At 72.5% G+C, this 13,677-nt stretch carries 17 protein-coding genes; 7 read left to right on the top strand and 10 right to left on the bottom strand.

Going from position 1 to position 13,677, the window contains the following annotated elements; translation table 11 throughout:
* Positions 1 to 6: 6 nt before the first annotated feature.
* The 8 genes from J3R08_RS03175 to J3R08_RS03140 form a co-directional block, all read right to left on the bottom strand.
* Positions 7 to 1,224 carry a hypothetical protein gene (locus J3R08_RS03175; protein ID WP_223201248.1) on the bottom strand — a complete coding sequence of 406 codons (1,218 nt, stop codon included), beginning with the start codon at positions 1,222 to 1,224 and terminating at the stop codon, positions 7 to 9.
* 56 nt (positions 1,225 to 1,280) lie between these two features.
* Positions 1,281 to 1,973 (bottom strand): SigE family RNA polymerase sigma factor, encoded by a 693-nt coding sequence (locus tag J3R08_RS03170; RefSeq protein ID WP_043326878.1) that lies wholly within the window; start codon positions 1,971 to 1,973, stop codon positions 1,281 to 1,283.
* Positions 1,974 to 2,066: 93 nt separating this feature from the next.
* On the bottom strand, positions 2,067 to 2,921 hold the full coding sequence (locus tag J3R08_RS03165; protein ID WP_043326880.1) for a PH domain-containing protein: 855 nt from the start codon (positions 2,919 to 2,921) through the stop codon (positions 2,067 to 2,069).
* Between the two features lie 6 nt (positions 2,922 to 2,927).
* Positions 2,928 to 3,086, bottom strand: coding sequence for a hypothetical protein (locus tag J3R08_RS03160; RefSeq protein ID WP_013283898.1), 159 nt, complete (start codon positions 3,084 to 3,086; stop codon positions 2,928 to 2,930).
* A gap of 117 nt (positions 3,087 to 3,203) precedes the next feature.
* Positions 3,204 to 3,890 carry a TFIIB-type zinc ribbon-containing protein gene (locus J3R08_RS03155; RefSeq protein WP_307189064.1) on the bottom strand — a complete coding sequence of 229 codons (687 nt, stop codon included), beginning with the start codon at positions 3,888 to 3,890 and terminating at the stop codon, positions 3,204 to 3,206.
* Positions 3,891 to 3,989: 99 nt separating this feature from the next.
* On the bottom strand, positions 3,990 to 4,613 hold the full coding sequence (locus J3R08_RS03150) for an RNA methyltransferase (protein WP_043326883.1): 624 nt from the start codon (positions 4,611 to 4,613) through the stop codon (positions 3,990 to 3,992).
* A gap of 34 nt (positions 4,614 to 4,647) precedes the next feature.
* A complete protein-coding gene (locus J3R08_RS03145) occupies positions 4,648 to 5,139 on the bottom strand; it encodes a hypothetical protein (RefSeq protein ID WP_104113826.1) in 492 nt (163 codons plus the stop codon).
* 95 nt (positions 5,140 to 5,234) lie between these two features.
* Complete coding sequence (locus tag J3R08_RS03140) at positions 5,235 to 5,768, bottom strand: MaoC family dehydratase (RefSeq protein ID WP_348531786.1); 534 nt, start codon at positions 5,766 to 5,768, stop codon at positions 5,235 to 5,237.
* A gap of 528 nt (positions 5,769 to 6,296) precedes the next feature.
* Here J3R08_RS03140 and trxA point away from each other — a divergent pair.
* The 3 genes from trxA (at position 6,297) to J3R08_RS03125 (ending at position 8,143) form a co-directional block, all read left to right on the top strand.
* Positions 6,297 to 6,659: a thioredoxin gene (trxA, locus tag J3R08_RS03135; RefSeq protein WP_018789069.1), complete on the top strand. Its 363-nt coding sequence runs from the start codon at positions 6,297 to 6,299 to the stop codon at positions 6,657 to 6,659.
* A gap of 138 nt (positions 6,660 to 6,797) precedes the next feature.
* A complete protein-coding gene (locus tag J3R08_RS03130; protein ID WP_064447585.1) occupies positions 6,798 to 7,238 on the top strand; it encodes a hypothetical protein in 441 nt (146 codons plus the stop codon).
* A complete protein-coding gene (locus J3R08_RS03125; protein WP_043326888.1) occupies positions 7,235 to 8,143 on the top strand; it encodes an HTTM domain-containing protein in 909 nt (302 codons plus the stop codon). The genes J3R08_RS03130 and J3R08_RS03125 overlap by 4 nt, the downstream gene beginning before the upstream one ends.
* 18 nt (positions 8,144 to 8,161) lie before the next feature.
* On the opposite strand, the gene J3R08_RS03120 is transcribed toward J3R08_RS03125, so the two are convergent.
* Entirely contained in the window at positions 8,162 to 8,581 is a 420-nt protein-coding gene (locus J3R08_RS03120) for a thiol-disulfide oxidoreductase DCC family protein (RefSeq protein ID WP_043326890.1), read from the bottom strand.
* Between J3R08_RS03120 and J3R08_RS03115 the strand changes: the two genes are divergently transcribed.
* Genes J3R08_RS03115 through J3R08_RS03105 form a run of 3 tightly spaced genes read left to right on the top strand, consistent with a single transcriptional unit; the run spans position 8,580 to position 11,892 of the window.
* Positions 8,580 to 10,703, top strand: coding sequence for an intein-containing Rv2578c family radical SAM protein (locus tag J3R08_RS03115; protein WP_307849372.1), 2,124 nt, complete (start codon positions 8,580 to 8,582; stop codon positions 10,701 to 10,703). The genes J3R08_RS03120 and J3R08_RS03115 overlap by 2 nt on opposite strands.
* A 24-nt stretch (positions 10,704 to 10,727) precedes the next feature.
* Positions 10,728 to 11,462, top strand: a complete 735-nt coding sequence (locus J3R08_RS03110) for a hypothetical protein (protein ID WP_209959949.1) — start codon at positions 10,728 to 10,730, stop codon at positions 11,460 to 11,462.
* A gap of 22 nt (positions 11,463 to 11,484) precedes the next feature.
* Complete coding sequence (locus J3R08_RS03105; RefSeq protein WP_113972090.1) at positions 11,485 to 11,892, top strand: CoA-binding protein; 408 nt, start codon at positions 11,485 to 11,487, stop codon at positions 11,890 to 11,892.
* Between the two features lie 9 nt (positions 11,893 to 11,901).
* Here J3R08_RS03105 and J3R08_RS03100 read toward each other — a convergent pair whose 3' ends face one another.
* Complete coding sequence (locus tag J3R08_RS03100) at positions 11,902 to 13,098, bottom strand: acyl-CoA dehydrogenase family protein (RefSeq protein WP_013283885.1); 1,197 nt, start codon at positions 13,096 to 13,098, stop codon at positions 11,902 to 11,904.
* 177 nt (positions 13,099 to 13,275) lie between these two features.
* On the opposite strand from J3R08_RS03100, the gene J3R08_RS03095 reads away from it, so the two are divergent.
* Positions 13,276 to 13,677, top strand: coding sequence for a DUF4190 domain-containing protein (locus J3R08_RS03095; protein ID WP_043326898.1), 402 nt, complete (start codon positions 13,276 to 13,278; stop codon positions 13,675 to 13,677).

The following is a 13,677-nucleotide window of genomic DNA, read 5'->3' as shown; positions in this document are numbered from 1 at the left end:
CCGACGCTACGCGCCTTCCGGAGCGGCGGGGACGTCGGCCACCACCACCGGCCGGTCCCCCGGCGCCAGCCCTTCGACAGGCGACGCCGTCGGCCGGTCCCCGGCCAGCACCCGCTCCGGCTTGACCCGGACCAGCCCGCCGGTCGCGTCCACGTGCAGCGCCACGCCCGCGTGGGTCCAGGCCACGTCGCCGGCCAGCACCGGGCCGGCCGGGTGCGCGGCCGGGGAGGCGCCCGGGTCGGCCAGGTCGACCAGCAGGGCGGAGCGGGCGTTGCCGTTCGCGAGCAGCCACCGGCCGTCGGCGGACACCCCGCCGAGTCCGTCGGCGGCCAGCTTCACCCCGCATCCGGTACGCACCGGCGCGAGGTCGCGGGCCGGGTCGAGCAGGGCCAGGCAGTGCTGCCCGGGCCGGTCGGCGGTGATCAGGCCGACCAGGCGGCCGTCGGGCCGGGTGCCGTAGACGGCGCGCACGTCCGGGTTCGCGGGCGCCGGCTGCCCACCGAGCGCGCGTTCCCAGACGCTCACCCCGCCCTCGCCGGGCTGCTGGATCAGCACGGCGTCGCCGGCGAACCCGACCGGCACGGCGCCGTCGGGCGCGGGGGTCCGGACCGGCGCGATGAGCTGCCCGGCGACCACCCCGGCGGCGATCACCTCGGGGCCGTCCCGCCAGGCGACCTGCCGCCCGTCCGGGGAGATCGCGACCGCCTCCGCGGCGGCGAGCATGACCTGCGGCGCGGTGCCGTTGGCCGGAACCCACCAGAGGGTACGACCGGCGGCGGTGGCGGCCGAGGTCATCAGCCAGCCCTCGCGGTCGTGGACGCGCTGCGCCCGTTCGACGCCGCTGACCCCGGTCAGCTGCCGCCGTTCGCCGCCGCTGGTGTCCAGCCGGTCGCCGACGAGCAGGTCGAGTTCGGCGCGGACCGGCCCGAAGCGGGTGATCGGGGGCCCCGAGGCCAGCGGGGACGGGGTGAGCCCGGGCGGGTCGCCGAGCACGACTGTGGGGGTGCCGCCGTCGCCGCCGGAGGCGCTGAACTGGGCCACGCCGGTGGTGACGAACACGGTGGCGACCCCGGCCAGGGCCAGGCCGGTGAGCGTACGCCGCCGGCCGGTGCGGCGTGCCCGGCGCAGCACCTCTCCGGCCGGGTCGACTGGTAGCGGCCGGGACGTGGCGACGCGGCGGGACAGCGTCTCCCGCAGCGCCCGCTCCAGCTCGTCGTCGCTCACGGCCAATGGACGCTCCGGGCCACCGGTCCGGTTGTCACAGTCGTGCCGGATGCCGGTCATCGGCTCTCCGCCGGGATCGGAACGGCGGGGCGGACCGGGGCCGCCGGTGGCGGTACCGGCTGCGGCACCCGGGCTGCGGGTCGCGGCGCCGGGGTCCGGGGCACGGACTGCTCGTTTCCGCGCGCGGGCGGCCCCGGCCGGCCGGCCGGGGCGGGCGGCGGAGACGCGGGCTCGGGCAGGCTCAGGGCCGCCTCGGAGCCCAGGCGGCGACGCAGCGTGTTGAGCGCCCGGGAGGTCTGGCTCTTGACGGTGCCCGGGGAGATCTCCAGCAGCGCGGCGGTCTGCGCCTCGGACATGTCCTCGTAGAAGCGCAGCACCAGTACGGCCCGCTGCCGGGCGGGCAGCGCCTGCAGGTGCCGCCAGAGCGCGTCCCGGTCGAGTTGCTGCTCGATCTCGTCGACGCCGGCGTGCTCCGGCAGCACCTCGGTGGGGCGCTCGCCGTGCCAGCGGCGCCGCCACCAGCTGGTGGACGTGTTGACCAGGACCCGGCGGGCGTACGGCTCGATGGCCTCGATCCCGCCGAGCCGCTTCCAGGCCAGGTAGGTCTTCGTGAGCGCGGTCTGGAGCAGGTCCTCGGCGGTGGCCCAGTCACCGGCGAGCAGGTAGGCGGTGCGCAGCAGCGCGCCGGACCGGGCCGCGACGAATTCGCGGAACTCCTCCTCCAGCGGATCTCTGCTCACCACGCTCATCTCCCCCCGTCCTGCCTGGCAGGATGCCACGGCCCGGTCGGTCAGGTCGATGGCGGAAGGTGTGCAGTTCATCCGATGTTCGGACGAAAACTTTCAAGCTCCGTCGTCGGCCTTCGCCTCGTCGGCCTCCTTGCCCAGCCGTGCCTCGACCGCCTGCGGCTCGTACATCTCCTCGACCACGCGCAGGTAGAGCTCGTTCGGGTTGGGCAAGTTCTTGATCACCCGGAGTGCCTGTTCCTGGCCGGCGGACTCCAGCACGAACGTGCCGTAGTTGAGCGCGCGGCCGGTCGGGCTCTGCTCGTACTTCATGTCGGTGACCCGGGTGAGCGGCATCATCGCGACCTGGCGGGTGATGATCCCGTTGACCACCATCACCCGCTTGTTGGTGAGGATGAACCGGTCGTACCACCAGTCGGCGACCTTCCAGGCGACCCAGCCCATCACGCCGAACCAGAGCAGCACGGCGACGGTGGTCAGCGCGCCGACGTCCCGCCCGGCGAGGAAGCCGGAGAGGTAGCCGAGCACGAACGTGGCCGCCACGCCGACGATGATCGGGGTGGTGAGGTGGATCCAGTGCCGCTTCCACTCGCCCCGGTAGCGCTCGGTGGGGAAGAGGTAACGCGCCACGAGCGAGCTGGGCTCGTCCTCCAACGGCAGCACCCGGCGGGGTGCCATGCCGGTGGCGTCGGACCGCAGCCCGGCCAGCTCCTCCTCGGAGATCGGCTGGTCCGGGAAGCCGTCCGGATCCCGTGCCCAGGCCCGGCCGGACCGCCCCTCACCGGTGTACGCGCTGCCGTAGCCGGCGTCGTCCGCGTCCGCGTACGGGCCGGGGCCGTAGGCGCTGGGCGGCTCGTCCGGGTCGATCCGGGGGATCGGCTCGGTGTCGCGCTCCCGGCGTGCCCGGTCGGGGTCGTCCGGGTCGAAGGGTGGACCGGAGGGGCTTCCCATGGGCGGCTAGGCGACGAGGTTGGTGAAGAAGTCGCCGAAGCCCTGCGCGATGTCCATGATGCCGCCGCCGAGAGACTTGAAGACGTCGGCGGCGGAGTTGGGCCGGTACGCAACGAAGAAGATCAAGAATGCGATGCCGGCCCAGGTGAGGACCTTCTTGACCATAGCGGGCCATCCTCTCGCGCGGCGCCGGGTCCGTTTACCGCAGCGGCACCCAGAGTATCAGCATGGTGTCTTACCGTGAATATCTGCGTCCGCTCTCCGACTCACCGGTGCGGGCGGTCAGGCCCGTCCGTGCAGGTACGGAGACGGTGCGCCGTACACGAGTTCGGGCGGTGTCCACTCGGTGAGGTCGTGCAGCACGACTTCTTCCGCGAGGAGGTGACCCGCACTCGCCGGCCAGGCTATCGCATGGAGCCACATTCCCCGAGCCTCGCCGGCGTACGCGCTTCGATCCGTTTCGGAGCGTACGAGCCACAGTGGAGTCGGATGGCCGCCAACGCGGATCTTCGCGTGCGGCAGCCGCTCGGGATGACCAGGGCCGGGATCGGTCAACGCCTCCTCCACCTGGGGACCGGGATCGGGGCCGGGCAGTCCCGCGAAGCGGGAACCGAGACCGATGCCGGGTTCCTCGGCGACGAAGATCAGGTCGGCCGGTCCACCGTCCAGCGGGGCCGGTCCGGCGCAGGCGACCAGCGTGGCCCGGACTCCAGCGCGTTCGTCGCCCGCCCAGGCCACGCCGGTGAGCGTCCAACCCGGTGGGAGCGGCCACGGGCACCACAGCGGCATCCGGAGCCGGCCGGTCGGGTCGGGGTCGGCCGCCATCCGCTCGACCACGCTGGCCATGATCTCGTCGTTGATGCGCTCGGGCACGTGCAGCGGCGCGACCGGGCCGCAGCGCAGGCACCGGTGCTCGGCGTGCATCAGGTCCGGCTCGCGTACCGGCCCGGCGCATCTCGGACAACTCACCGCGACAGTCACACCCTCACCGTCGCCCCCGCACGGCGGGGCGTCAAGCGGGGCGGGCCGACCGGCGTGGGATTTCCGTCCGGTGGTGGAACCGCGGCGTCAGTCCGGCGGCGGCCCGGCGTACGACCGGATCCAGGCGTGCATGGCGATGCCGCTGGCCACGCCCGCGTTGATGGACCGGGTCGAGCCGTACTGGGCGATCGAGAAGAGCGCGTCGCAGGCCGACCGCGCCACCGGGGACAGGCCGGGTCCCTCCTGACCGAAGAGGAGCACGCAGCGGCGCGGCAGCACGGCGGTCTCCATCGGCCGTGAGCCGGGCAGGTTGTCGATCCCGACCACCGGCAGGCTCTCGTCCCGCGCCCAGGCGACGAACTCCTCGATCGTCGGGTGGTGCCGGACGTGCTGGTAGCGGTCGGTCACCATGGCGCCCCGGCGGTTCCACCGCCGCCGCCCGACGATGTGCACCTCGGCGGCGAGGAAGGCGTTGGCGTTGCGGACCACGGTCCCGATGTTGAAGTCGTGCTGCCAGTTCTCGATCGCCACGTGGAACTCGTGCCGCCGCCGGTCCAGATCGGCCACGACCGCCTCGCGCCGCCAGTAGCGGTACCGGTCCACCACGTTGCGCCGGTCACCGGCGACGAGCAGCTCCGGGTCGTAGCGCGGGTCGTCCGGCGGGTCACCGGGCCACGGTCCCACACCCACGTCGAGCTGGTCGTCGGTCACGGTTGCCGAGGGTACGGCCCGGCGGCGCCGCGCGTCAGCGCAGGTCGAGCGCGCCGCCCAGCCGGTCGAGGAAACGCCGGTCGGCGGGACTCGGCGTGGTCTGCCCGGCGCGGCACACGCGGGCGGCGACCGACTCCACCCACTGCCGGTACGCCGCCGAGTCGGCCGGATCGGCGCGGCGGCGCAGCACCCGTACCGCGGCCCGGGCGGCGGCCAGCAGGTCGACCAGGTCGGTCAGGCGCTCGTCCCGCTCGGTTGCGCCGTCGTGGCGGGCGTAGATGGCGGCCACCACGGCGCGGACGAGATCACTGTCGAAGGCGCGTCCGGCGGCCACCGCGTCCAGACCGGCGAGGCCGGCGGCGACACCGCGCGGCGGACGCCCGGGCCCGGGCGCCGCGGCGGCGACCAGCACGCGGCCGGGCAGGTCGGTGAGCAGGTCCCACTCCGTCGCGGAGTACGCGGCGGTGGTGAGCGGCGCGGCGCGGCGACCGGCGGAAGGCGGCTCTGCGGCTTCGGAGTGGCTCATGGGCACCTCCAGCCCGAGCATATGCCTCCGGACGAGATCCGGGCCCCGTCCCCGCCGAACGGAGAACGAGGCCCGGTGAGCCGGACGGACGCGGGTCAGCGCGGCTCGGGGAAGCTGGGACGCTCCGGGTCGACGCCGTCCGGGACGGCGGCGGCCGCGTACTCCTTCTTGGGGACCATGACCTTGCGGCGGAACACGCAGACCAGCGTGCCGTCCTGGTTGTAGCCGCGGGTCTCGACGGCGACCACGCCCCGGTCGGGCTTGGAGGCCGACTCCCGCTTGTCCAGGACCGTCGTCTCGCCGTAGATGGTGTCGCCGTGGAACGTCGGCGCGACGTGCCGCAGCGACTCGATCTCCAGGTTGGCGATCGCCTTGCCGCTGACGTCCGGCACGGACATGCCGAGCAGCAGCGAGTAGATGTAGTTGCCGACCACCACGTTGCGCTTGAACTGCGAGGCGGACTCGGCGTAGTGCGCGTCCATGTGCAGCGGGTGGTGGTTCATGGTGAGCAGGCAGAAGAGGTGGTCGTCGTACTCGGTGACCGTCTTGCCCGGCCAGTGCCGGTAGACCGCGCCGACCTCGAACTCCTCGTAGTAGCGGCCGAACTGCATCTTTGTCCCCTTCGACAGGCGGCGATGGAGTTCGGCACAGCATGCCTTATCGCTTGTTAAGGCGAGGTGCGGGGCGCTCGCGCGGCGGAAATGTCACACCGGGGGCCACCGAGGTCCGGACGCAATGAGCGGCGGGGCCCTCCCCGGCACCCGCCGCCCACGCTCTGATGCGAAGAATTCTGCCGTACGGCGCACCACATCAACAGAGACGGAGGTCACATTTACCTTTTCGTAACACTACGGAAAGTCACCGACGCACTGTCGGTAAGCGATCTCCGCAGGCTGGATAGATGCTCGTCAAGCCCGAAGTTACTGATTCGTAGCCAGAACTGTGCGTGATCTCCTTGGAAACGCTCCCATCACGTCCCGTCACGCAAGTGCGGCATGCATTTGCGTTCCGCACGAGCGGCCCGCACAGATAGAGTTCGATGTGCCCAGGGTCACCGTCCGGGCGCTGTGCGTTTCGCCCCCACCGTGCCGGGAATTCGGACGGACTGACCCTGGTTCCACCGGGCGTACGACAATCCGCGGTGATCGGAGAGAGCAATGGCAACGGTTGAGCTGACCACGGCCAACTTTGACGAGGTGACCGGCCAGGACGGGATCGTCCTGCTCGACTTCTGGGCGGACTGGTGCGGCCCGTGCAAGCGCTTCGCCCCGGTCTACGAGCGGTCCTCGGAGAAGCACCCGGACATCGCCTTCGGCAAGGTCGACACCGAGGCGCAGCAGGAGCTGGCGGCGAAGTTCAACATCAGCTCCATCCCGACGATCATGGCGATCCGTGACGGCGTGATCGTGTTCGCCCAGCCGGGCGCGCTGCCGGAGTCCGCGCTGGAGAACCTGATCGAACAGGTCCAGGCGCTGGACATGGACGACGTCCGCAAGAAGCTGGCCGAGCACAACCACTGACGTACCCGACGCCGCCGGACGACCCCCAGGGGCCGGCCGGCGGCGTTTCCACGCCCGCCGCACCGCCGGGACGGACAGTGAGGAATGGCCGACTGAGGGACACTTTCGGCCGCTTCACTCCCGTATCGTCACCATGCGATGGAGACCTTGACCGCCCGCGGGCGCGCGGTCCGAGTGGGCGCCACCCTGCTCGGCCTGGCGCTGCTGCTCCTGGGCACCGTGCGCGGCACCGACGACGACTTCCCGTTCGGGCCGTTCCGGATGTACTCCACCTCCGACCCGCCGAACGCGCCCGCCCCGGACACCCGGGTCGAGGGCGTGGACCGCACCGGCGCGGTGGTCCCGCTCGGCCAGGACGCCACCGGCATCCGCCGCGCCGAGATCGAGGGCCAGCAGAACCGCTACGCCGCCGACCCGAGCCTGCTGCGGACCGTCGCCGACGCGTACGCCGAACGCCACCCCGACGCCCCCGACCTGGTCGAGGTGCGCATCGTGGTCCGCTGGTTCGACATCCAGGGCGGCCGCCCGACCGGCAGGTGGACCGACGAGACGGCCGTGCGCTGGGAGACCGGCGGATGACCGCCTGGCTGACCGAGGCGGTCCCGCGCGGCCGGATCGCCGCGTTCCGCACCCTGGTCTACCTCTTCGTCGCCGCCGACCTGGTGGTGTTCACGCCCTGGGTACGCACCCGGGTCGACGTGCCCGGCGACCTCTACCAGCCGCTGCTCGTCGGCCGGCTGCTCCCGCTGCCCACCCCCACCCCCGCCCTGGTCGGCGTGGTGTTCTGGGCGCTGCTGGTCACCGCGCTGCTCGCCGCCACCGGCCGGGCGCACCGGCTGCTCGGCTGGACGGTCTTCGCGCTGTACTTCGAGTGGATGATCGTGGCGATGAGCTACGGCAAGGTCGACCACGACCGCTTCGCGCTCCTGGTGGCGCTGGCCGTGCTGCCCACCGCCGGCCGCGCCCGGCACGGCGACCCGACCCGTACCGAGGCGGGCGGCTGGGCGCTGCGGGTCACCCAGATCTCGGTCATCTGCACGTACTTCCTCGCCGCCTGGGCCAAGTTCCGCTTCGGCGGCCTGGACTGGGCGAACGGTTCGGTGCTGGCCCGCGCGATCATCCGGCGCGGCACCGACCTCGCCGACCTGATCGCGCAGGTGCCGCACCTGCTGATCGTGGCGCAGTTCGGCATCCTGGCGTTCGAGCTGCTCAGCCCGCTGGTGTTCGTGCTGCCGGCGCGGTGGCGGACGATGACCGTCGGCTTCTTCTACTCGTTCCACCTGGTGACCATCGCGACGATCACCATCTCGTTCGCGCCGCACCTGGTGGCGATGACCAGCTTCCTGGCGCTGGAGAAGGTCCGTCCGGTGGTGTTCGTCCGGCGTCTGCTCGGCCGTCCGCCGCCCGCCGCGCCGACGGCGCCCGCGACGGCGCCCCTCTCGCCGGCACCGGCCCCCGACCCGTCCTCGACCGCGCCCGCCTGACCACGGCCACCCGGCCGGTCAGGCGGTCGGGCCCGGGCGTCCGGTCGGGCCGTACAGCCGTTCCCGGGCCTCCTGCGGCAGCGCGCACGCGGCCGTGCCGCCCGGCAGCCGGTGCCGGTTGCGGGCCACCCAGCGGTACGCGGGCCAGGCCGCGGCGCGTACCGGGGGAAGGCGCAGTCCGGCCCCGGCGAACCGCCAGAGCGGGCCGCTGTCGCCGAGCAGCCGGGCGATGGCGTCCGGCCCGGCGGCGCGGGAGCCGTCGGCGCCCACCCACTGGACCGCCTCCTCGCACTCGGCCTCCGTCAGGCCCAGCGCCGCCAGGTCGGCGAACTGCCACGGGACCACCCGGGCGCCGGTCGGGATCCGACGCTCGATGAACTGCGCGCACCGGGTGCAGAAGGCGCAGTCGCCGTCGTAGACGAAGGTCGACGTCTCCATGCCCCCATCCTGCCCCGCCCCGGGGCACGGCGGCGCGCGGTGTCCGCAGCGTCACTTGCGCTTTGTTCGTACACATGTTCGAATGAGCTCCATGCGCTGGGACAACCTCTCCGCTCCCCCGGACGAGGGGACTCCCGATCGGGCGGCGCCGGCGGCTCCACCCCTGCCGCTGGCGCTGCCCGGCGCCGTCGCCCGCACCTTCGACACCCCGGGCTTCGCCGGCATGACGTTCTACGAGGTCCGCGCCAAGTCGATCATCAACCGGGTGCCCGGCCAGTCGCGTGTGCCGTTCGAGTGGACGATCAACCCCTACCGGGGCTGCTCACACGCCTGCGTCTACTGCCTGGGCGGGGACACGCCGATCCTGATGGCCGACGGGCGCACCAGGGCGATCAGCGAGCTGGAGCCCGGCGACCGGATCTACGGCACCCGGCGGCGCGGCGCCTACCGCCACTACGTCGTCACCACGGTGCTCGACAAGTGGTCCACTGTGAAGCGCGCCTACCGGGTCACCCTGGCCGACGGCACCACGCTCGTCGCCAGCGGCGACCACCGGTTCCTGACCGAACGCGGCTGGAAACACGTCACCGGGAGCATGCGGGGCGGCGGCCGCCGTCCCCACCTGACCACCCGCAACCGCCTGCTGGGCACGGGCCGGTTCGCGGTGGCGCCGAAGCGCTCGGCCGACTACCGCCGGGGTTACCTGCACGCCCTGCTCCGCGACGACGACCGGGCCGGTGCCCGGTTCCGGCTGGCCACCGCCGAGGCGGAGGCGCTGGAGCGGGCCGAACGCTACCTGGCCGACGCGGGGGTCACCGTCGAGCGGGCCACAGTCACCCGGGTCGGCCGCCGGCCGACGACCACGGTGGTACGCACGTCCGGCCCGGCCGAGGTCGTCACCGGCCTGCTGCGCCCGCCGGGCGAGACGACAGACGACTGGTCGCTGGGCTACCTGGCCGGCATGTTCGACGCCACCGGCACCTGCCACCGGGGCGTGTTCCGGATCAGCGTCGCGGACGACGGGAGCCAGGCCCGCACGTCCGGCGCGCTGGAGCGTTTCGGCTTCCGGTGGGCGCTCGACGTGCCGGGCATGCCGGGCGCAGCGCGTCAGCTCCGGCTGACCGGCGGGCTGCCCGAGCGGCTGCGCTTCTTCCACCTCACCGATCCGGCCGTCACCGCCCGGCGCTCGATCGAGGGCATGGCGCTCAAGTGCGCGGCGCACCTCCAGGTGACCACCGTCGAGGATCTCGGCCTGGAGCTTCCGCTGTGGGACATCACCACCGGCACCGGCGACTTCATCGCCAACGGCGTGGTCAGCCACAACTGCTTCGCCCGCAATACGCACACCTACCTCGACCTGGACGCGGGCGCCGACTTCGACCGCAAGGTGATCGTCAAGGTCAACGCGGGCGAGCTGGTCCGCCGCGAGCTGGCCGCCCCACGCTGGCGCGGCGCGCACGTCGCCATGGGCACCAACGTGGACTGTTACCAGCGGGCCGAAGGCCGCTATCGCCTGATGCCGCCGATCATCGAGGCGCTGCGGGACTTCGCGAACCCGTTCTCGATCCTGACCAAGGGCACGCTGCTGCTGCGCGACCTGCCGCTGCTGCGCCAGGCCGCCGAGGTGACCCGGGTCGGGGTGTCGTACTCGGTGGGATTCGTGGACGAGGCGCTCTGGCGGGCGGCCGAGCCGGGCACGCCGAGCCCCCGCCGCCGCCTCGACGCGGTCCGTCAGCTCGCCGACGCCGGCTTCGAGGTGGGTGTGCTGATGGCGCCGATCCTGCCGGGCCTCAGCGACGACGAGGAGTCGATCGACGCCACCGTCGCGGCCGTCGCCGCCTCCGGCGCGGCAAGTGTGACGCCGTTGCCGCTGCACCTGCGGCCCGGCGCCAGGGAGTGGTACGCCCGCTGGCTGGCTCGGGAGTTCCCCCACCTGGTGCCCCGCTACCGGCGGCTCTACCAGGCCGGCTCGTACGCGCCGCAGGCGTACCAGCGGGAGGTGACCGCGCGGGTGCGGATGGCGGCACGCCGGCACGGGCTGCACCGCGGCGAGACCGGCGACAACCGCCGGCCGGCTGAACCCCCGGCCCCGCCGCCGAGCGAACAACTCTCGCTGCTCTAGCGCGTACCGCCTAGCGTGCCGATCATGCGGGAGACCTTCGGCGCGGCGCTCGGACGGCAGCGGATCGCGGTGGCGGTCGCGCTCGTCGTCGGATTGCTGACCGCCGTCGTCGACCTGCGCGCTGGCGAGGTCGGCGGGCCGCTGACGCTGGTCAGTCTGGTCCCGCTCGCCGTCTTCCTGGTGTCCGCCGTGCGGGAGCTCCGCCGCCCACCGAGCACGGCCGAGCTGCGGGTGGACGAGCGGTCGCGGGCGTTCTTCGCCCCACCACGGTCGGGAGTCAGCTTCCTGGCCGTCCTGGTGGGCTTCGTGCTCTATCGCGCAATCGTCATCGCCGTCGGTCCGGGGCGAACCGGCTGGGACTCGTTGCTGGCCACGCTCTTCGTGGCTTGTCTGATCGTCTTCACCACGGTCGGCTGGTTCCGGGTGCCGGGGGTCGAGCTGACCGCTGAAGGGATCATCAACCGCCGCCTCGAACGGCAGTGGTTCGTGCCCTGGGCCGCCCTCGATCCGCAACGGCCGGTCGGCTGGCGGCCGGGCGACCGGGCGATCTCGCTGCCCACCGTCCGGCCAGACCTGGTCCGCGCCGGTCGCGGCGTGGGCCGGGACGGCACGACAGTCGTGACGCGCGAGGTGGACGCCGCGCCCGCGCTGATCGCCGGGGCGATCCGGCACTACCTGACCCACCCCGGACACCGGGACGCGATCGGCACCGGGGAGGAGTACGCCCGGCTGCGTCGCCAGCTGGTCGGCGAGGACTGAGCGGCGGCGCTAGAGTTCTGCCGTGCGTTCCGCTCAGCAGATCCTCGCCGACTCCGCCGTGATCGCCGTCGTGGGCGCCTCCCGCGATCCGGGCAAGGCCGCGCACCGCGTACCGCTGGAGATGCAGCGGCACGGCTGGCGGATCATCCCGGTCAACCCGACGGTGGACGAGTTGTTCGGCGAGAAGGCGTACCCGACGCTGGCCGACATCCCGCACCCGGTCGACCTGGTCGATGTGTTCCGCCCGGCGCGGGACGCCGTCGACGTGGTCCGGCAGGCGGTGGCGATCGGCGCCCCGGCGGTGTGGTTGCAGCTCGGCATCTTCTCGGACGAGGCGCGCCGGATCGCCGAGGAGGCGGGCCTCGACTACGTCGAGGACAGGTGCCTCATCGTGGAGCGGGCCGCCGCCGGACTGACCCGGCGCGCCTGACGCCCCGGCCTACTGCTTGTACTGCTTGAGCAGGCCGCGCGAGATGATCGTCTTCTGGATCTCCGAGGTGCCCTCGCCGATCAGCAGGAACGGCGCCTCGCGCATCAGGCGCTCGATCTCGTACTCCTTGGAGTAGCCGTAGCCGCCGTGGATCCGGAACGCTTCCTGGACCACCTCGGCGCAGTACTCGGAGGCGAGCAGCTTGGCCATGCCGGCCTCGACGTCGTTGCGCTGGCCGGCGTCCTTGAGCCGGGCCGCGTTGACCATGAGCGCGTGCGCGGCCTCGATCTTCGTACCCATCTCGGCGAGCTTGAACGCGACGGCCTGGTGCCGGGCGAGCGGCTGGCCGAAGGTGTGGCGCTGCTGGGCGTACGCGACGGCCAGCTCGAACGCCCGGATCGAGATGCCGCAGGCGCGGGCCGCGACGTTGACCCGGCCGACCTCGATGCCGTCCATCATCTGGTAGAAGCCGCGGCCGACCTTCTCCTCGCCGCCGAGCACGGCGGAGGCGGGCACGGTGACGCCGTCGAGCACCATCTCGGTGGTCTCGACGCCCTTGTAGCCCATCTTGTCGATCTTGCCGGGGATGGTGAGGCCGGGCGCGGTCTCACCGAAGCCGGGCTCCTTCTCCAGCAGGAAGGTGCTCATGTTGCCGTAGACCGAGTCGGCCCCGGTGTCGGTCTTGACCAGGGTGGCCACCACCGACGAGTACGCGCCGTTGGTCAGCCACATCTTCTGGCCGTTGAGGACGTAGTTGTCGCCGTCGCGGACGGCCTTCGACTTGATCGCCGAGACGTCCGAGCCGCACTCGGGCTCGGACATCGAGAAGGCGCCGCGCACCTCGCCGGTGGCCATCCGGGGCAGCAGCCGGGCCTTCTGGTCGGCGGAGCCGTGCTGCGAGATCAGGTACGCCACGATGAAGTGCGTGTTGACGATGCCGGAGATCGACATCCAGCCCCGGGACAGCTCCTCGACCACGAGCGCGTAGGTCAGCAGGGACTCGCCCAGCCCGCCGTACTCCTCGTCGATGGTGAGGCCGAACAGCCCCATCTCGCGCATGCCGTCGAGGATGTCGCTCGGGTACTCGTCGGCGTGCTCCAGCCGCTGCGCGTGCGGAATGATCTCTTTGTCGGCGAACTCCCGGACAGTTTCCAGGATCGACCGCTGCACGTCGGTCAGTCCGGGCGTCTGGGCGAGTCGGGCCATCTCAGCCTCCGGGGTCGTCGGCGCATTACTCAGGGGTAACTGAACGCTCGGTCAGTATCGGCCCCGGGACCGGCGCAGCCAAGGTGACCAGTCCCTACAACCGCTGTGAAAAGGTTCACCGCTACGGGTAGCGTCCGCAAGAGAGAGGGCCCGTTCACCTGGGGAAAAGGGGCGCGCGTGACTGACGAGCAGCCACCCTCACCGTACGAGCCGCCGCCGCACGGCCAGCCGTACGGGCAGCCGCAGTACGGCCAGCAGCATCCGCAGTGGGGCCAGCAGCCCCCGTACGCCCCGCAGCCGCCCTACGGCCAGTACGGCCCACCCGGGCCGGGGCCACGCCCCGGCGGCACGAACGTGCTCGCCATCCTGTCACTGGTGTTCGCGTTCGTCTTCGCGCCCGCCGGCATCGTCTGCGGCCACCTGGCGAAGCGGCAGATCCGGCAGACCGGCGAGGACGGCGACCAGCTCGCCACCTGGGGACTGATCCTCAGCTACATCTTCACCGCGATCGGCCTGGTGGCCTGCTGCGGCTGGATCGGGCTGGCGATCTGGGCCAACTCCGACAACGGCACCTACTGA

It is taken from the genome of Micromonospora sp. HB375, from assembly GCF_017872985.1.
In the GTDB taxonomy this organism is placed as follows: domain Bacteria; phylum Actinomycetota; class Actinomycetes; order Mycobacteriales; family Micromonosporaceae; genus Micromonospora; species Micromonospora chalcea.
The sequence above is the reverse complement of the archived record's forward strand: the minus strand, read 5'-3'. Positions and strand labels throughout refer to the sequence as shown.